The 19,104-nt window shown below is 65.5% G+C and carries 11 protein-coding genes and 2 pseudogenes; 11 read left to right on the forward strand and 2 right to left on the reverse strand.

What is annotated here, in order from left to right; all coding sequences use genetic code 11:
• Window positions 1-399: 399 nt before the first annotated feature.
• Entirely contained in the window at window positions 400-663 is a 264-nt protein-coding gene (locus AB0O76_RS17750; protein ID WP_365491466.1) for a hypothetical protein, read from the reverse strand.
• 342 nt (window positions 664-1,005) lie between these two features.
• On the opposite strand from AB0O76_RS17750, the gene AB0O76_RS17755 reads away from it, so the two are divergent.
• The 5 genes from AB0O76_RS17755 to AB0O76_RS17775 all read left to right on the forward strand — a co-directional run bounded on the left by AB0O76_RS17755 (window position 1,006) and on the right by AB0O76_RS17775 (window position 11,942).
• Window positions 1,006-2,409, forward strand: coding sequence for an IS110 family transposase (locus AB0O76_RS17755; protein WP_365491469.1), 1,404 nt, complete (start codon window positions 1,006-1,008; stop codon window positions 2,407-2,409).
• 1,630 nt (window positions 2,410-4,039) lie between these two features.
• Window positions 4,040-5,287, forward strand: coding sequence for an SLATT domain-containing protein (locus AB0O76_RS17760; protein WP_365491472.1), 1,248 nt, complete (start codon window positions 4,040-4,042; stop codon window positions 5,285-5,287).
• Between the two features lie 1,046 nt (window positions 5,288-6,333).
• Complete coding sequence (locus tag AB0O76_RS17765) at window positions 6,334-7,203, forward strand: transposase (RefSeq protein ID WP_365491475.1); 870 nt, start codon at window positions 6,334-6,336, stop codon at window positions 7,201-7,203.
• 350 nt (window positions 7,204-7,553) lie between these two features.
• A complete protein-coding gene (locus AB0O76_RS17770) occupies window positions 7,554-7,856 on the forward strand; it encodes a trypco2 family protein (protein ID WP_365491478.1) in 303 nt (100 codons plus the stop codon).
• Between the two features lie 42 nt (window positions 7,857-7,898).
• Window positions 7,899-11,942: a trypsin-like peptidase domain-containing protein gene (locus AB0O76_RS17775; RefSeq protein ID WP_365491481.1), complete on the forward strand. Its 4,044-nt coding sequence runs from the start codon at window positions 7,899-7,901 to the stop codon at window positions 11,940-11,942.
• Window positions 11,943-12,445: 503 nt separating this feature from the next.
• Here the strand turns inward: AB0O76_RS17775 and AB0O76_RS17780 are convergent.
• Window positions 12,446-12,666, reverse strand: a pseudogene (locus AB0O76_RS17780) (IS5/IS1182 family transposase); the annotation flags it as partial.
• Window positions 12,667-12,763: 97 nt separating this feature from the next.
• On the opposite strand from AB0O76_RS17780, the pseudogene AB0O76_RS17785 reads away from it, so the two are divergent.
• From AB0O76_RS17785 to AB0O76_RS17810, 6 genes and pseudogenes are all read left to right on the forward strand, one after another.
• Window positions 12,764-12,945: pseudogene (locus AB0O76_RS17785) on the forward strand (IS256 family transposase); the annotation flags it as partial.
• 252 nt (window positions 12,946-13,197) lie between these two features.
• Window positions 13,198-14,187 carry an FRG domain-containing protein gene (locus AB0O76_RS17790; RefSeq protein ID WP_365491590.1) on the forward strand — a complete coding sequence of 330 codons (990 nt, stop codon included), beginning with the start codon at window positions 13,198-13,200 and terminating at the stop codon, window positions 14,185-14,187.
• Window positions 14,188-14,510: 323 nt separating this feature from the next.
• Complete coding sequence (locus AB0O76_RS17795) at window positions 14,511-14,651, forward strand: hypothetical protein (RefSeq protein ID WP_365491484.1); 141 nt, start codon at window positions 14,511-14,513, stop codon at window positions 14,649-14,651.
• A 760-nt stretch (window positions 14,652-15,411) separates the two neighbouring features.
• Window positions 15,412-16,500 carry a dsDNA nuclease domain-containing protein gene (locus AB0O76_RS17800; RefSeq protein ID WP_365491486.1) on the forward strand — a complete coding sequence of 363 codons (1,089 nt, stop codon included), beginning with the start codon at window positions 15,412-15,414 and terminating at the stop codon, window positions 16,498-16,500.
• Window positions 16,490-17,068, forward strand: a complete 579-nt coding sequence (locus AB0O76_RS17805; protein ID WP_365491489.1) for a hypothetical protein — start codon at window positions 16,490-16,492, stop codon at window positions 17,066-17,068. The genes AB0O76_RS17800 and AB0O76_RS17805 overlap by 11 nt, the downstream gene beginning before the upstream one ends.
• An 8-nt stretch (window positions 17,069-17,076) precedes the next feature.
• On the forward strand, window positions 17,077-18,984 hold the full coding sequence (locus AB0O76_RS17810; RefSeq protein ID WP_365491492.1) for a hypothetical protein: 1,908 nt from the start codon (window positions 17,077-17,079) through the stop codon (window positions 18,982-18,984).
• Window positions 18,985-19,104: the final 120 nt, after the last annotated feature.

Below are 19,104 nucleotides of genomic sequence, written 5' to 3' on the forward strand. Positions count from 1 at the left end.
GATGTCCTCCGCCGTGAGCCCGGCTCCGAGCAGCTCTCGAACGTTCAGGACCTGGTTGACCGCGCGAGCGTCGCGCTTCCGCCAGCCCTTGCTCGTTCGTGCCGCTTTCAGCAAGCCTGCTGCTCGTAGTAGCGAATCGAGCGGCGGCTTGCGTCAGTGCGCTCGGACAGCTCCCCGATCTGCATGATCGCCTCCTCGTAACGTCAGGCCCACGGTACGTGGGCTCCGCAATTCGACGGGTGGCCGTTCGCAGGCGCTTGACCGCCATGGCCAGGCTTTGCGGCAGGTCGAAGGGGCGTGAAGGGTGAGTGCTCGACGAGCAGGAGCCCCGTACTGAAACGCGGCTTTGACAGCAGACGTCGGGAGGCGCCGCACGTCGGCTTCGCGCCACAAGAACCGTCAGCGGACGGGAGAGGGGCGGACGCCTGGATGGGAGGTCCGATTCTCGCGCAACTGCCGGTTCTCCAACGCCAGCTGGTTGACCACGCGCACCAGTGCTTCCACATCGGTGCGTAGTTGGTCGAGTTCGGCCTTGTCCTTCTGCCGGAGCTCCTTGAGCCGCACGACCTGCAGGCGCAGCTCCCGTCGGCCGATGGCCGCTGCTCGGCGTGAACTGGCCAGCCGGTGTGGCGCGCCGCTCGGCTGTCCGTCGATGCCGGTCACGGGTAGACGAGGAATCAGCACATCGTTACGCCGTCCAGGGCGGGTTCAGTACCGTTTCGGACGAAGTCTCCCGCGAGTGGTCGGGGCGTGCGGTTGTGGCGGGGGCGGTGGGACGGTTGCGTGGCACCGTTCCGGATGGGGGTCTGACTCATGACACCTTTGACCGAAGTGTCTTGTCACGGACGTGTCGGCTGTCGTCGCGGGATGGTGTCTGCTGTCACCGAGCCACAGGGCGTGTCCCAATAGGGGCCTTGCCATCCATCAGGCGCCATCACGGTTCAGACCGCCCGACCGGGCAGGTGCCGGCCACCCAGCACATCACCACGCGGGAGGCGGACCACCATGACACCCAGAAAGCGAAGCCCTCACCCCAGCAGCACCGGTCCGCCCGCTGGGGGCGAGGTCGTCCTGGGGGTGGATACCCATGGTGAGATCCATGTCGCCGCGGCCCTCTGCCCGTTGGGCCAGGTCCTGGGCACCAAGTCCTTTCCGGCTACGGCGGTCGGCTACCGTCGGCTGCTCGTCTGGGCCCGCAGGTTGGGGACGGTGCGCCGGGCCGGGGTGGAGGGCACCGGTACCTTCGGGGCGGGCCTGGCGCGCTATCTGCTGGCGGAGCAGGTCGTGGTGTTCGAGGTGAACCGGCCCGACCGTTCGGCCCGCCGTCTGCTGGGGAAGTCGGATCCGCTCGACGCGCAGGCTGCCGCGCGGGCCGTGCTCAGCGGTCGTGCCACGGCGCGGGCCAAGTCCGGCGAGGGTCCGGTGCACAGCGCCCGGCTCTTCAAGATTGCCAAGGATTCCGCGGTCAAGGCCCGCACCCAGACGATCAACCAGCTCAAGGCCGTCCTGGTCATCGCCGACCCGGCCCTGCGGGAACGACTGTCCAGCCTGGGCAACCGGGAGCTGTTCCGCACCTGCGCCCGCCTGAGCGTGAATGAGGGGGACGACGGGGACGGCGTGGCGCAGGCCACCCGTGTCACCCTGAGCCTGCTGGCCCAGCGCATCGAGCACCTCACCGGACAGATCGATGACCTGAATCAGCGCCTGACCCGGCTCCTCGAACACCACGCCCCACAGCTGCTCACACCTGTGGGCATCGGCCCGGACAGCGCCGTCACGCTCCTGATCACCATGGGCGACAATCTCGAGCGGGTGTGCACCGAGACGTCCTTCGCCGCCCTGTGCGGAGTCAGCCCCGTCGAGTACTCCTCGGGCAACCGGAGCTCGCGGCGGCTCAACCACGGCGGCGACCGGCAGGCGAACGCCGCCCTGCACCGCATCGTGTTCACTAGGCTGCGCCACGACCCGCGCACCCAGGCGTACTACGAACGCCGCACCCAGGAGGGTAAGACCCGGCGTGAGATCATCCGGTGCCTCAAGCGATATGCCGCCCGAGAGGTCTTCAACCTGGTCAAAACGGTATCCAGCGACCCCCTGTTATCGGGGCGTCCGGGATCGGAATCTGTCCGACCTGCGTGCCGCGGCTGCAGACGTCGACCTGATCATCGGCCACAACCTCTTCGACGGCGACTACCGCTGTCTGCGGACCTACGGCGACATGCTGGACGTCGGCGCACTGGCCGCGAAGACGGTGGACACGCTGTATGCCGCCCGTCACGTGGCCGGCAGCGCAGCGTCGCGCACGGCGCGCCTGGACCTCACCACCTTGGCGCGCGCCCAAGGACTGCGGGAACGGGCGAAGACAGCATCCCGGACCGAGGCCCACCGCGGAATCCGCACCATCCATGACGCGGAAGAGCGCTGGCACTTCCAGCCTGTTTCCGATGACTGCGAACTGATGCTGGAGCTGTGGCTCGAGCTGGTCACCAGCCGACGCCTGTGTAGTGTCCTGCGGTCGGGCGAAGCGCTGGAGTTCCCGGTCGGCGAGGACGCGCTGCGGCTGCTGCTGGAGCCGCCACTCACCTCGGACATGTTCACGAACCTGTTGACGACGAAAGGCACCGTCTACCCGCTGCAGGGCGCGGCGCGCAAGGAGAGCGTGGCCCGGATCCACCGCGAGATCGAACAGCAACGGGCCGACGGCACGCTGACCAATCGCCACCCCGCCGCCTCACACCGTCAGCGCTGCATGGCACCCAGCGACGAGGGCGGACGGCAGTGCGACCAGCTCATCGAGGTGACGCAGACGTATTGCCGTGCCCATCGTCTCAAGCGGCGCTGCCGAGGCAACCCGGCGATCGACTACGTCTGCACCGCCGTCGTCCACGGCGAACTGGCTCATTGCCGCTGGCACAGGATGACCGCGCTCTATGTGCCCGAAGGGCAGCGAATCGTAGAGGACTTCACCCTCGCTCTACCTCTTCGTGGCTGGCATCGAGACAGTGACTGGGGATACGACACAGGGACGCGTTCGTACTTCGCGAGGCTGTACCGCATCGGAGCCGATCCGTCTGGCGAGCCGAGCGTATGGCTTTCGGGCACTAATCCCGACCTCGGCAACATGGTCGCGCTCGCGGACGCTCTGCAGCAAGCGACCGGGGCGACCCGGCAGGACGTCCTGGCGGCTCTGAATGAGCACCGGAGATCACCCCGCGAACGAGCGGTGAGCACGCAGGACTGGGAGCCGGCCGAGTGCGACCGCCCCTGCCCGTGCAGCACCACCAACTGCGGCCACGGCGCATCGTGCCCGGACGACGACTGCAACGGCCACGACATCCACACGATGCGCAACCCTTACACCGAAGTGGACGTGACGGCGTGGCAGGACCACTTCGAATGCAGTGCGGGCTGCTCCAGCAGCACCCTGGACATCGCACTCCCGGACCGTCCCTGGGGAGAGATACGCGACGACGGCACCGTGTCCGTGTACGCCGGGGTGCACCACCACGAGCTGGGCATCTCCCCGTAGCCGCGTGCAACCTGCAGGTGGTGGGGAGGGCTGCCCCCTCTCCAGGAGTTCAGTGCGTGGATGGCGCCCGAAAGCGCGTGGCGCCAGCCACACGACCAACAGGGCGACCGCGGCGACGACGCCCGTCGATAACCGGGCCGTCGATCGTCTGGGCGGGCTGCCTGCCCGTATCAAGGGACAGTCGGTGATCTTCGGAGGGTGGTGAATGCTGCGCGTGATCTAGCTGGTGAACTGGCCTGGTGCCAGGATGAGGTGGCCGGACGGACGGGGGGGCTGGGGTGGAGGGCGACAAGCGGCGGATCCAGACGCCGCTGCTGCTGCCCATGGAGGCGATCGAGTTGGACGCCTTCCGCCACCGCTATTCGGATCGTTCCTTTTGGTGCGGGAGGTGGCTCGGCGGGTGTGGTCAACTCCACCCCCAGGCAGGAGGGTTATCTGCTTGTGGAAGGCAGGGCGGCGGTAGCGTGCCGTCGACACACGCCACCACCCTTGACCGGGAGCCACTCCGCGATGTCTGGCCTTACCGACGTGCCGCGCGAATATGAACCCGAGACCGCCGACAGTTACGAACCGTGGGTGGGTGATGTCCTGCGCCACCTCGCATACGAAGGCCAGCGGCTGTCCGAGGCCGACATACTCACCCCCCTCCCCGAGGACTTCGTATTGACCTGGGAGGGCGTAGACGCGGTCCTCTCCGCCGCATGGAAGGCCGGTAGGGAAGAACTCAAGTGGGCCATAGATGTTCAAATAGCCCGACAGGTCAGATATGCCAGTGACGGTGCATACGTCTTCCACCGAAGGTATGGGGCACCTGACCGATACAAACGGTACGTACGACTTGAGAGTCTTTTCACCGCGGACTCGGATTCCACTTGGGGCGGCCTCGTTGAAGAGGTCATTGAATCCCTGAATGACCCAAAACAAGAGTACGGATGGAGCCTAGAGCCCGCTCGACAGCACGAGTACGCGAACAGTGTTATCACCTATCGGCGGGATGTCGCGACGGCGGAGCGCCGTATACGCAGGGCGCTTCTGTCGCGGTGGCTCCGGCTGGTGCCGCTTGTGGTGATGCCGCTGGTCCTGGCAGTGGTCGGGTGGGGAAACCTGTGGCCGGAAGACGTGCCGGACCTGCGCACGTTCAACATCGTGACCATCGCCGTGATGCTGGTCCTGGTGGTGGTGTACCTGGTCGGCTTCCTTCTGCGGGTGAAGGACGAGAAACACGGTGTCAGATCGGTGTTTCTGCTCCGCAGAGATCTGGAGATCATCCATGACCGGTGGATCCTCAACGCCTCAAAGACGCGCCCGACGAGGGAGCGGCGGGACGGCTACCGAGAGCAAATACCGCGGGTGATAGATCGTTTGCGGCGAGATACACGGTTCTATCGGCGTATTCACAACTGGTTCCAGTGGGGGGTGTTCTTCGCGTCAGTGGGGACCACGGCGACTACGGCTTTCTGGGAGACCCCGCAGCCGGGTAAGACGATCCTGATCGTGCTGGGGTCGTTCCTGGCGTTCGCCACCGCGGTGACGGGCTATTTTAAATTCCGTGAGCGGGCGTACAACCTTCAGCAGACCGCGGACCAAGTAGAGCAGCACGCCACGGCCTTCGATCTGGGCATTGCGCCATACGCGGATGCGGATGCGGCGGTAAACCTGGAGAAGTTCGCGGAGAACATAGAGATGCTCCGGGTGGAGCAGCGTAAGCGGGAACAACAGTTGGAACAGCCGCATGAGGGGCAGGCCGACGTCATCTGACCGGCAGCAGGACGGCCGTCAGTACGGCAAACCTGAACGGTGCGGCATCTCGCGCGAGGGGTGAACCGCAACAAGGGGCTCCGTGACATGGCTGCCGACATCATCACCCAGGTCACGGGTACGCCGGGATCAGCGGGAGGCGCCGTTCGGGCGGCGGGGATCGGTCGTGGTGCAGGTGAACGCGCACACCGATCGGATCACGCTGGTCGACTTCACGTGGGCGTATTGAGCGGCTCGGATTGGGCGGCTATCAATCCGAGCCATTGAGGTGTGCACGCTCTGCGACTGTGAATTCCTCTATTGCCCGCCGCAGGTTCACTTGGGCCGGTACGGCAGGTGTTCGGCCCTCTGCCAGCGCACGCAACGGCTCTCCTGGGCGTTGACCGGAGCGCGCTTCTTGCTGTAGCTGGTGCGCATAGCTGACGAGGTTTCGCGCGAGTTTGTCCAGGTGCTCCGGCCTTCCAGGGCGACGATGGCCGCGGCGTCATCCAATGGCTTCAAGGGGACCGCAGCCCGAATCCGGATGGTGCGTTGCTCTGCTTCCCCTTCCCAGTTTTCAGGGAAGCCTGTGGCTCTCATCGCGGACCGGGCTTCGGCGAAGCAGACACCCCAGGACGTTTGGCTCTCGTACGTCCGAGCCGCCGAGAGAAGGCTGGCGTACGCGTCGCGTTGATGCTGTCGGCGGACTGCGTCCACCGCTCCGCGGTAGGTCCCGCGCCCCTGTGAGCGACCGGCTGCATACGCAGCAGCTGCGAGTACAGCAACTGGGGTGGGGATAAGCGCGGCTATCACGGCAGGGTCCATGACGAGCGAGCATGCCGGATGCGGGGGCAGACCATCGAGCGGTCACTGATTCGCACACGGGGATCTCGTTCGAGTGGCCCGACCGACACTGTCCTTCGTCATCCGCTTGGTTTCAGGCGCATACCCGCCAGGTCGTGCTCGGGACGGACCAAATAGAGCCCGCCTCTTTGCTCTTGTAGGGCATCCTGCGCTCATGGACCAGGGGATAGCGGCAGCGCTGGCCGGAGTGGCAGGACTGATGGGTGCCGGCATCGGTGGCGGATCGTCGCCGGCGTGGCAAATCGGATCCGCTCGATGCTCAGAACGCGGCGCGAGCCGTATTGAGCGGGCGGGCCTGCGCTCGGGCCAAATCGGCCGATGGTCCTGCGCAGATCGCCAGGATGTACAAACTCACGAAGGCGTCGGCCGTCAAAGCCCGTACCCAGGCCATCAACCAGCTCAAAGCCGTCCTCGTCACTGCGGACCCCGCCCTGCGGGAGGAGCTGGCCGGACTGGGTAACGCCGAACTCTTCCGTGCCTGCGCGCGATTCACCGACGCGAGCACCCAGGAAGAGGACGGCGAGGAGTCGGTGCTGCAGGCCACCCGGATCACACTGGGGCTGCTGGCTGACCGGATCGGCCAGCTCTCGGAGCAGATCCGGGAGGTGGATGCTCGTCTGACCCGGCTGGTGGAAGGTCATGCCCCGCAGCTGTTGGAGGTGGTGGGGATCGGTCCGGACACGGCCGTCACTTTGCTGATCACAGTGGGAGACAACCCGGAACGCCTGGACAGCGAGACGTCCTTCGCCGCTCTGTGCGGGGTCAGTCCTGTCGAGCGCTCCTCGGGACGGCGGCAGTCCCTCGCCTCAACCGCGGCGGCGACCGTCAGGCCAACGCCGCGCTCCACCGCATCGTGTTTACCCGCCTGCGGGTCGACCCGCGCACCCAGGACAACTACGAACGCCGCATCAAGGAGGGCAAGACTCGGCGCGAAATCGTCCGTTGCCTCAAACGCTACGCGGCCCGAGAGGTCTTCCACCTGGTCAGATGGCTACAGCCAGGACCCCGCTCATAGGGGCTGTGCGGCTTCGTCCCATCGCGGTACGTCGTGCGTGAGCTCGACAGCGTGCTGAGCAATAGAGGACGGTAGTCCATGAGGCCATAGTCCGACCGACGTTCGGATGGGGCAACCTCTCTTTCGCTCCAGAAGCAACAGCCGTTGCGGCTGGCGCGGGAGCGCTGACAGATGATCAACGGGATCACCAATCGGCTGGGCACCAGCCGCCAACGGTGCCAGTTGCCCGCCCGTCGGCCTCTACGTGATCTTCGACGCATCGGGACTGGCTCTGAGCGGCTGTGGTGCGCAGTCCCCGCCGGACGCTTGGCTCGGCTGAGTCACGGCGTATTTACGGTCGTGCGAGGTTTGGCGTATGTCCGTAGCGAGCCGTGAATGACATCCTGGATGCCTGGCGGAGGGGGAGTTGTGGCCAAGATCGCGGGGGACATACCGCTCACGGACTGGCTGAGGGCACTGCGTGCTGAACTGCGTGCGGCTCAGGAGGCGGCCGGGGATGAGTCCTTGAAGTTCGAGCTGGGGCCGATCGACCTCGAGTTTGACGTCTGCACCACGCGTGAGGCCGACAGCAGGGCCGGGCTGAGGTTCTGGGTGACGGAAGCGGGGACGGGTGTCAGGAGGAGTTCTGTGCGCACCCAGCGGGTTCGTATGACGCTGCTACCGCACGAGGGGACTCTCGTGCGGTATCCCGAGGCCGAGGAGAGCCTCTGACGTCTTCTGGCCGGTGGTCTTTGTCCGGCGGAGGGTGAGTAGATGAGCGGTGGGACCAAATCGTTCGACGACTACCCGGGGCGCTGCGTGGTGGCCGTGCGTTGCCGTGCTACGAGGCAGGACCCTTTCGTATTTCGCGGGACCGGCTGCCTGATCGCCGACGGCCTGGTCCTGACGGCTCGGCATGTGGTGGGCGATTCCCAGGAGGTAGAGGTCCAGTTCGGGCTGGCGCCGGGAAGCCCGACCGTGTCAGCACAGGTGTGCTGGCGCAGTGAGGGAACCTTCACTGACATCGCGGTGCTGCGACTGGCCCACGCTGATTGCGATGCGCTTCCTCACGCCCCCGACGTCCGCCTGGCCCGGGTGCACCGGGACGGAGGCGGGGCAGCGATGCCGTGCATGGCGTTGGGCTTCCCCCGTTTTGCCCGCGGACGGCTGCGTGATCCTCCTCTTCCGTATGTCGACGCGTTCGAAGTGCAGGCGCACGTACCACTGTCGACGTCTGTACGCGACGGCAGGCTTCGCCTCTACGTGGAGAGCGCAGGAGGGGGACATGGGTCCTGGCAGGGCATGTCAGGCTCGCCGGTCTTTGCGTTCGGGTTCCTCATCGCCGTGGTCGTGGAGGCTGTGACCCTGAGCGGGCGTCAGGAACTGATCGCTGTGCCCGTCGCTCTCGCGACGGGGCATGAACAGCCCACCGTCACGCATCAGGGACGGCCCTTGGGAGAGCCACGGTCCAACAGCGCGGCCCTGCGGCAGCTGCTGGCGGGGGCAGGCGTCGTGCCGTCCGCGGACGAGGATTCTGCGGGCACGCTGCCGATCGCCCGGCGGCGGTCCTTCTACACGGCAACGGTCGAGGAGTTGACGCGCAGGACCGGACGGCTTGAGGACCGAGAGCACGAGTGGCACGACCTGGCCGACTGGGCACGTTCGTCGAGCCGCTTCGCGCTGTGGACCGGACCGCCCTGGTCGGGCAAGACGTCTCTGGCAGCGGCGTTCGCCTGCGACCCACCGCCCGACGTGGACGTTGTGTCGTACTTCTGCTCCCGTGTCCGTCGTGTGCCACGCCCCGAGCTGTGGTCCGCGGTCAACGACCAACTCGCGGCCCTCGTGGGTGATCCCTTCGCTCCGGATCCCACGATGGAACGGTTCCACTCACTGTGGACACGAGCGGTGGATCAGTCCCGTGGGCAAGGACGCCATCTGGTTCTGCTCATCGACGGGATCGACGAAATGGAGGACGCCGATGCGTTGCTGGCGTCACTTCCCGGCGGGCATCAGCTCGGTACACACGTGCTGCTCTTCAGCCGGACTCCGCTCGAGTCGTTCCCGTTCGCCGAACCACGGTACGAGGGCGTGGACTTCGCTCCGCCGCATCTGAGAGCGGTGCGAGTGGTCCTGACTCCCACGGACCACGCCCGCACGGCCGAGCAGCAAGCTCACCATGACATGGCAGATGTCTTGAGTCAGAGCGATACCACTCCCGTTCATGTACTTCTCGGGCAGATGGCCCTGCTGGGGCCCTTGGACACGGAGGACCTCCACACGCTGAGCGGTTTCATGGACTGCGACCTGACGAAGCGTGAAGTCAGGCGAGTGCTCACGTCCCCGTCGGTCCGGCGTCTGGTGCACGCCGGCGATCGTCGCGGCGCGACGGTGTTCGCCTTCGCCCACGACACGCTGCGCGAGGCATTCCTGAAGGACATGGACAAGAAGAGGCGGACGGCTCTCGATGGCGCGATAGAGACGGCGGTCCGCACATGGGCGGACGCTTGGCCTGATGCAACACCCCGCTGGGTCACCGAGCTGTACCCGGGCTATCTGGGTCGCTCCGGCAAACTCGATACGTGGGGAAAGCTACTTGAGTCCGAGCGGTGGGCGGGCCTGCTGCGCCATCGCACTGGTTCGCAACTAGCGCTCTTGGAGGACAACGAGCGTTATCTGTCCGCTCTGGCTGCCTCGCCCCATCCCTCCGTGCTGCGGATGACCAGTCGGGCGCTGGACCTGGACGAGCTACGGCACCCGGTGACTGGCTTACCCGCGGACCTGGGGCGGGCGTGGGCAGAGGCCGGGCGCTTGGACCGAGCGGAGCGCATTGCGCTTCATCTGGACAAGCCGGATCACCGCGTACGGCTCATGACCTACCTTTGTCTCCTGGCACACCAGCGCGCGGAACGCGCTCATGCCCGGCACCTCCTGGACACGGCGATAGAAATGCTGAAGGACTGCCGCGACAAGGACATAACTGATCTGCGTGCGCTTTTGGCGGCAACAGCGCATCGAGTCCTCAGCGTAGGTGTCGCGTCGTCGGTCCTAGGCGCACCCCAGGACTGTAGCTTCGGGATCCCGCAGATGGATCCGGCGCCCGTGCCTCCAGAAGCGACGTGGTCCAAAGACCCACATACACAAATCTTGTTCCTGGCAGGTAGGCGTCCAGACAGGCCGGCCCGGGAGCGGCGGCGCCGACCCGGACAGGACACTGCCCGTATGGAGTTGTGGCGGCTCGCCAGAGCGGCGGCGGAGCGTGGTGACGTTGACGCACTCCTCGGCCTGATCGAGGCACTCAACCTGTACAGCCTTCTCGGAGTCACCAACGTCGGTGGACGGGCCCAACGTGAGGCTCTCGCGGAGATCGCTCTGGTCTTCGTGCAGGAACACCCGGAGCACCCCAAGGTGGTCGACGTCCTGGAGGCGGCGCAGCGTCGGTGCGCTGAGAGCGTGCACGAGCACGATCCCTCCTACTGCTGGAGCGACGACCAAAAGGCGATGGAAGCATTCGCCGACCTTGTCAGCCTCATGATCCGCACCAACCAGTTCGACAGCATGGCCCGACACACCATCACACAAGGGAACGATGACGGCTTCGATCACGAGGCGAGCGTACTGAGGAGGTCTGCCGCAGCCCTGGGGGCGGCAGACGCCAAGGAGACGGAACTGGCGCGCCACTTCCTTGGCCAGGTGAAACACGATGTCCTGTCCGCTCACTGTCAGCAAAGGATCTCCGAGATCTGGGCCGACGACCCCGATCTCTGGGTCGAGGGAGTCAATCTCCTGGCCAGCTCCTATCCGGACAGGTGGACGACCACACACGTGGTGGCCAGAGCGCTGGACACAGCCTTCGGCTTCGGCATGGAGGATGCGGGTTTCGAGCTTCTGCAAAACTACCTGGCCTCCTGCGACGGCGAGGAATGGGATCTCACCTCGCATGTGGAGACTGCCATCGTCACCGCGGTGGCCGGCTGTGTCGATGCCGGGCTCGACGAGAGTGCACGCCTGCTCGCCGACAGCCTCATGTTGCCGAACTCCCGGGTATGGGCTTGGTCCGTCTATGCACGACACTGCGCACAGGCACGCATCGTCTCCGGTGCCATCGACGGGATCGACCGCGCGGAACGTATCTGCGACTGGGTCGTCTCCCTCGACGGTGCCGGCCGCATCCTGTGCCATCTGGCGTCCACAGCGCTGTTGTTTCGCGACTCGGTCCGCTACGACAAGCTGATCTCGGGTGCCGAAGCCCTTGCTCTACGCGGCCACCGCAAAACCTGGCGCGCTCTTCTCCCTTCCGTGATCCGCACCCACCATGAAGCGGGGAAGACGGACAGAGCACACACGCTGCTGGATACCTTTGACGCGCATGTGCGACGCGAGCGTGATCCGCAGCTTCAGGGCGAGGGCCTGATCACCTGCCCAACTACATGCCGAACTGGGGAACGTACAACCAGCCAGGGACCTGGGGCTGGTTGCGGACAGCCCGGTGTGGGCCCACGTCCACGACCTGTCCCTGGTGTTTCGCCACTTGGTGGAGACCGTCGCCAAGGTCGACGCGGACAGCGCGATTGTGCTGATCGAGCGCGTACCGGCACCGACCAATCCCACGGGGTACGGGCCTGCGGCCTGGTTGATATGGGAACGCGAACAAGGACAGACGTACGACTGGCTCGTGACAGCAGCGCAGTCGGGATTGTGGACCACCGCCGAGCGCGCGGCGCAACAGCTACCGACCGAGATGCGTGCCCGTTGTCTCGGCACATTGGCCCGTCTCTCCGCCACAGCCGCTCCGGAGCGTACTCCCGGCCTCTTGGGTAAAGGGCTCGCCTGCGGCATCACCGCGGACCTTCTGCTGGCGGCCGCCCTGATCAGCCCTGAGTCAGCGAAGCTCTGCCTCACCACGTTCGTCGATCACACCGATAGGTTGTTCCGTGTGTGGTGACTACTCGCCTCACACGGTCTTGACGCATGCGACGGCCGCCAGGGCGAGGTGCAAAGCAAGGCCTTTCTGCTCGGTGCCAGGCCACGCCTCCGACCCGAGGCACAGCTCGGCAACAAGGGGCACGCCCCCAACCGAGAAGAGCTGCGCAAGCGCCGGATCCTGCCAGTCATCTCCCGCGAGTGTGCCCCGAACATCAAGGGACTCGGCAAAGTCCGCTATGTGGGGGCGCTAGCAGGACCAGTGCGGGCGCCACGAGCGGCCTTCCCCAGCACCCCGCTCATAGGGGCTGTGACACGTGAGGGCCACCGTCGGCTTGCTGCGGCGGGGCGTCGTCGTGCAGTTGGTCATGACGGAGTGGGGCTTGCGCTGGAGGCTTCGTTGTACGGGCTGTCGTTGAGGCGTGGGTCGTGCCGACGGACTGGCCGAATTTCGCGGCGAGCTGGGTGAGGGTGTCGTGCCAGCGCAGGTACGCCGAACCGACCGGAGCGCGCTGGTGCGGTGAGAGTTTGCAGCGACGGTCACACTCGTGGGTGACGATGAGCATGTGACCCACTCGACCAGGGTGTGCGGCAGGTCGAGTGCGGCAGAATGCGGAACCAGCGCGGCTTCTGTGCCTGTGGGTTGAGACTTCGAACATCTCCCCAACGGCACGGGAGCCTCGTGCGTTGCGGACATCGGTCTCGTCAATCGATCAGTGGCCACCGTGAGGCTCCGGACCAAGGTCACCAAGGGCGCCGGGAGCCGCGCGGCGGCCCTGGCCATGGTCTTCAAGCTGATCGAGTCCGCGCAGGCTCGGTGGCGGGCCGTGAACGCGCCCCACCTCGTCGCCCTCGTCCGGGCCGGAGCCCGCTTCGAACGCGGCCACTCGTCGAACGACCCGAGGCTCACGCGGCCTGTACAACCTCAACTGATCCACAGGTATTGACAATTACTCCCCGCACACTTGAGTGCCGTGTTTCTGGTGGTCTGTTGGATAAACTACTCTTTGGGTGGATTGCCCCCCCCTCGATGAGGCGAAGGCATCTGTAGTCATTGCGCTGTGTGCCCACCTCACCCCCCTATTCTGCGAGAATGCCTGCTAACTCGTACCAGGCGGCCGGCCGTGATCGAGGCAGCCGCACGCGCGCCAGTATGACGACTAGTGCTACCAGTTCATTGGCCGGAGATTTCTTTGCGGAACGTGAGATCAACTCGCAGATTGGACTGAATGACACGCCAGAAAGCCTGTGGAGGTGGCTCACGGAAGGAGCGGAACGTAACCACTCTGCGGGCTATCCGGTGCTGCCCCACTCGTCGGCTGAGAACGTCTTCTATCGGGGGCAGTCCAATGCCGATTACGGTCTCTCCTCTAGCCTCTTCCGAGTCCTTAGTGCCTCAGTGTCAAGAGTCACCGAATATAGGATGGCCAAGGTAGAGGAACACATACTGCAAGTCATGAGGGGCGAGGGGCTTGGACGGCTGATGACGGACGGACAACTCCTGGGCCTCTTGCAGCATCATGGCATTCCGACCCGGCTCGTCGACGTGTCTAAGTCCCCGCTCGAAGCCCTGTTCTTCGCCGTGGATCAGGATCATGATCTGGACGGCCGACTATTTGTGATCCAGCTCCACCCAAGCGACGGTGGTGAGACAGACACCATCGACCTTACCGACCAGCACGAGCTGGCATGGGCAGACGCCGCACGCGGCGAGCAGTACGCCAAATCGAGCTGGACGGGGCGAGTGGCAGTCATTGATCCACAGGACCTCGACCCCCGAATGAGAGCCCAGCGGGGATGCTTCCTCGTAGGCGGCCTCATCGCCAACTACTCCCGGCGGCAGATGCAGTTTCGTGGCCGGCTATTGGTAGCAGACGACCTGGCCAAGATCACGACTCTCAGCATCCGGTTCCCGCAACGCAACGCACCAGGAAAAGCATGGTCCGCGACGGCCTGGACGGTTCGCATTCCCGCATGTTGGAAGCGCCCTCTAGTCGATCTACTCAAAAGAGAAAAGAACCCGATCACGAAGGACACCATGTATCCGCCCCTGACCGAGGTGAAACGTCTAGCGATCAGCAAGGCGGACGAGTTGTCCAGGACTACATGGGTGACCAGGAAGCGCCCGCGCTCGCGCTCGTGACAAGTCAGCGTCACCGCGCTGGGCTGGGTGGCTTCATCTTCGACCACACGGGGATGCCGTCGGCCCGCTCGTCAGCGCCCTGCAGACCGCAGGACACGCCCGCGTTCTCCCTCTACGCGACCGAACTCAGCCCGGGGCGGGCGACGCATGCGGCTGCCAACCTGGCTGTGACTGTTGCACCTGACCATGGGCTTCGGCGAGCATGACTGGGCTCGGATCGAGGTCCCGCCCCTGGCGCCGACCCGACCGCCGGTACTGGGCCACCGCGTGGCTCAGTACCGGCGGTCCGAGGCCCGCACACCACACTGCCCCCCCGTTTCTCTGTGGCCAGGCGCCTGACGTACGCCCACGCGTGGCCGGTGCTGGCCGAGGTCGCCTTGCGTCAGACCAATTGGCGTGACGGGCGCAGCAGGCAAGGCCGGAAGCTGGCGACCGCCGACTGGCTGAGCAGCGGGCGTACGTGAAGTGGCGGAGCTGCGCCGCTTTGTCGCTGGCTGCCTTCGCCGGGTTTTGTGCGCGGGTGCGGACCCGGCCGACGTCGCCCAGTGGGCGGGCAACAGTGTCGAGGTTCTGCTGAGTCGGTACGCGAAGTGCCTGTACGACCTGCAGTCCATTAGCAACCAGCGCATCGAGGATGGTGTCCCGCTGAGTGGTGTAGCGGCGCGGGATTCGTGACCCCGCAGGTCAGTTGGCCGACGCAGTCGCCTCGGCGTCGGATCGGGGTGCTTACGCCCGCGAGCAGCAGACGCTGCGGCCGGGTGAGCCAGCTGGCAATCGCCACCTCGGCCCTGAGCGGAGCCACACGGCCGGTGTCGGTACACCACTCGGCGGGACGCCACCCGCATCGAGGGGCTGTTGCTCCTACTACCGGCTGCCTGAGCCCGACCTGGCGCACGATTAGCCTGGTATCGCTGACACGGCGTGGTCGTAGAGATCTGCTGTCCAACCGCTGCGACGTGAGTTCGGGTGAGTGTGCGTCTCCGACAGCTCCCTTGCAGCGTCCATGGCCCGCGACTGAGCTGCCGCCTTCACTTCTCCTGCCGTGCTGCGTTTGTGGCGGCACGGACACGGAGCGAGGTCGATGTTCTGCACGACCGTTGCTCTTTTGGGTAATGCAGTGATCTACTGCATGCTCCGAAGTGGCTTATGGGGGAACTGTGCGAACAGGCCATTTAGCCGGGTATCGAGGGTCCAGTGGTGTGCGTCGGCCCGTGCGAGGCGGCCGTGGCTCTCGCGCCTGCTGACGGCGGCCGTCGCAGCAGGCGAGGGTTTGCGTATCAGGATGCCGTCACGTTGCTGGACTGCCTGGACATGCTCGAAGGGCAGTGGACGGCGGTCTCGTGGGAGGACCTGGAGGACATCCTGTGCCATCGGGATGGCGCCCCTGTATACCGGCAGGTCAAGACGATTGAGGAAGCCGGGACACGGCACAGTATCGCCAACATTTGCAGGCCGGAGGAGAAGAAGGCCGCAGACAGCAGTTATCTGGGCAAGCTGTTCCTGGGTAAGCCGCTGCCGGACGGTACACGGTTCACGTTCATCGTCAACGAGACGCCTCAGCGGGACCTGTATGAGTTCGTCGCGGAACGTGACCGTCCTCGTGGTCCGGTGAGCGCGGGAGCACGCGCGGACATCGTCAAGAGGCTCAGAGGGGTGCAACTGCCTGACGGCAGGAACATCGGATGGTGTGTCGACCGTCTGGACGTTCTGGTTGAGGCGCGCACCATCGACCAGGTCGAGGCGGAGGCCATGGCGCGGATCGCCCCATTGGTGGAAGCGTGCCTGGGAGAGAAACCGCTGTACGAAGAAGTCGAGGAGGTCATGATCTGGCTGATCTCCCGATACATCGCCCGCAGCGCCCTTGAGTTGCGACCGAGAGTCTTTACCGCGGACGACTTCGGCGCGGCCCTTGACGACAGCGTGCGCAGAGCTACCGGGCGGAGGCGAGACGGTTCCACCGAACTGTTGATGAAGCTAAAGCACAAGCTGCGGGCTGCCGAAATACCGGAGCCCGAGGCGGAAGCCCAGCACGATGCCATGCTCGCCTACCGTCGGACCTACCGCGCCAGTGTCGGCACCCGGCGCCGCGCGTACGACGATCTGGCCGATCAGATCAATGCCATCTGCACGCTCATGATGGCGAAGCGACGCGCCGGTCGTCTCGACGCCGGCTCGGCGGCGTATTTCGAGACGCTCGTGGCGGTGAGCGAGCTGCCCGAGGTGACCAGCCGGCAGTTCACCCTCGCAGAGGCGCACGCAGTGCTTTCTGACATCACGGCACGCTGCCAGAACAGGTACGCCGATGCCTCATAAGATCGGCAGCAGCGTGGTGCCCCCGCTGTACCGCGCCTGGGACCCGGACGACTCTCCCGACTTCCACGCCGCACGGCTCCTGCTGCTCATCTACCTCTGCGGTGAGGAGCCCGGTCCCTACATCGAGGGACGGACGAAGTTCGCCAAACTCGACTTCTTCGTGCGCTATCCGGGGTTCCTGGAACGGGCCCACGCCGCGATGCCGGAAACCGTCGATGCCGAAACCGTGTTTCTCGCTCGCGACCCGTCCGAAGTCGAGGCACCGATGATCCGCTACCGCTACGGGCCCTGGGACCAGCGCTACCGGCAGTTCCTCGCCTTCCTCATCTCCCGCGATCTTGTCACCGTCACGAGCCACCGGGTCGAACGCGTGAAGCTCAGAGCCGCCGGCAAGCGGACAGCGCAACGTCTCACCGAGGCCCGCCAGTTCCAGCCGTTGGTCCGGCGCTGTGAGGCCATGCGGGGGAATCTGGCCGCCATGTCAGGCACCGACCTGAAGAACCTGATCTACGACCTGTTCCCAGACGAGGTCGGCAACGCGCCCTTCCGCCAGGAGATCCGGCCATGACGAAGCCCGTGACCGCCCACCCCGACCGCGGGATCAGGATCGACTCCGTCAGGCTCGTCCACAACACCGCAGAGATCGACGAGTATGCCTTCGGGACCGGCATGCTGAACATCCTCAGCGGGCCCCGCAACAGCTCCAAGACCACCACGCTGAAGGTCATCGACTACTGCCTCGGCGACCGCGGTGGGATGATCGACGCTCTCGGTGCCGCCGTCTCCGACGAATACATCGAGGTCTCCACCGCGATCCGGCTCAACGGACACCCGCGCATCCTCACCCGCCTCCTGCAGCACGGGCGCATGAACAAGGTGTACGTCGACGGAGACGAGATGACCGACGCCGACTTCTCCGACTGGATCCTGCGCGAACTGGGCTGGCCCAACCTGCGCATCCCCAAGGGCCTCCACTCGGCCACAGCCAGTGAACTGACGCCCTTGTCCTTCCGGAACCTGCTGCGCCACTTCTACCGCAACGAGGAGTCCTGGACGAGCTTCGCCAACAAGGAGCATGAATTCATCCGGCGCGGCGTCGTCAGCATGCTCCTCGGCTTCGCTGGATCCCGCTACAACACCAAGGATTTCGCCGTCGCCCAGGCCAAGCGGCGCCTTGCCGAAGCCCAGGCAGTGGAGCGGGACGTGCAGGACAGCACATTGCAGGCCGTCACCGCTATCTCCGAACGGCTCCGCATTCCCGTCGCCCGCACCCTCGACCAGGTAGCGACCGCACGGGAAGAGGTCACTACCCAACTCGACGCGGTTCGCCAACGGCGTCACGAACTGACGCAGGAGATCAACAGCCTCCTGCAGGGAACGCCCACCACCGAGACGGCAGCCGGATACGACTCGTCACTGACGAGCGTCTACGAAGACATATCCAGGCGGCTACAACTGGCGATCGACGAGGTCGTTGCGCTCGAACAACTAGGCAGCGAACACGCCTACTCCGCCCAGACGGTCACCTCGGAGGTGACCCGCATGGAACGCCTCATCGCCTCCGTGGAGATCTTCGACGCCCTCCCTGTACGACTCTGCCCAGCGTGCGAACAACGCGTGGACCCAAACCGAGAGCACGACGAAGACGCCTGCTACCTGTGCTTCCAACCGGTCGACGACGACCAGCGCCGCCGCCGGGCACAAGTGGAGATCCGCTCGCTCAAGTCGGAACTCGCCGACCTGGACGACGTCACCGCCCGCACCGCCGCCGATCTGCAGGTGGCCCGCACCCGCCGAACGGACCTTCAAGGCGAACAGGCACGGCTCGCGCACCGCATCAACGAACAACGCGCCGCGCAGCTGGCTCCCTTCATGGCCAGCCTCGAAAACCTCGCCGCCCAAATCGCCCAGCTCGAACAGAAGATGACAGCCTTTCCTGCCATTGAAGAGATCCTCCAACGTCGCGCGGTAGCGAGCCAGGCCGTCACCGCTGCACAACAGACCTTTGACACACTTGGCCAAGAGCCTGCGGCAGTTGCCACAGCCACGCTCGGCTCCGTCGAACGATGCGCCTTGTTCGCCGAGCGCATGAACGAGTTTCTCCACCGATACCGCGAACGCGGCTGGGTCAAGGGCGCCATCACCATCAACGACAGTGACCTCACCTTCTACGTCGGCACCCGCCCCTGGGACCAAGCCCTGGGGGCAGAGACGAAGGTGCTCTTCTTCCTGGCCTACAGCTACGCCACCCTATTCCTGGCATCCGACCTCGACGAAGAAGCCGCCTTCCCCGGCCTCCTGCTCCTGGACAACCCCTACCAGCAGGGCATCGGCACCACCGTGGTCGACGACGTCCTGAGAGAACTGGCAAACGCAGCCCAGGCCACGGGCACCCAGGTCATCAGCACCCAGGCCGTTCCAGTGCCACTCGACCCGGCCACCATCCGAGAAATCCACATGCCCACGGAGTACGAAGCGCCGTAGGCAGACCCTCTCGTCCTTGGCGCAACGGAGTCCTATCAGCGGGGAGCGGACCTTGGCCGTGCGCCGTCGCGGTGGTGAATCCAGGAGGTGCCGAGCGTTGCGGCACCGCACTATGCCCAC

Source organism: Streptomyces sp. NPDC086554 (genome assembly GCF_040686095.1).
Lineage (GTDB): Bacteria > Actinomycetota > Actinomycetes > Streptomycetales > Streptomycetaceae > Streptomyces.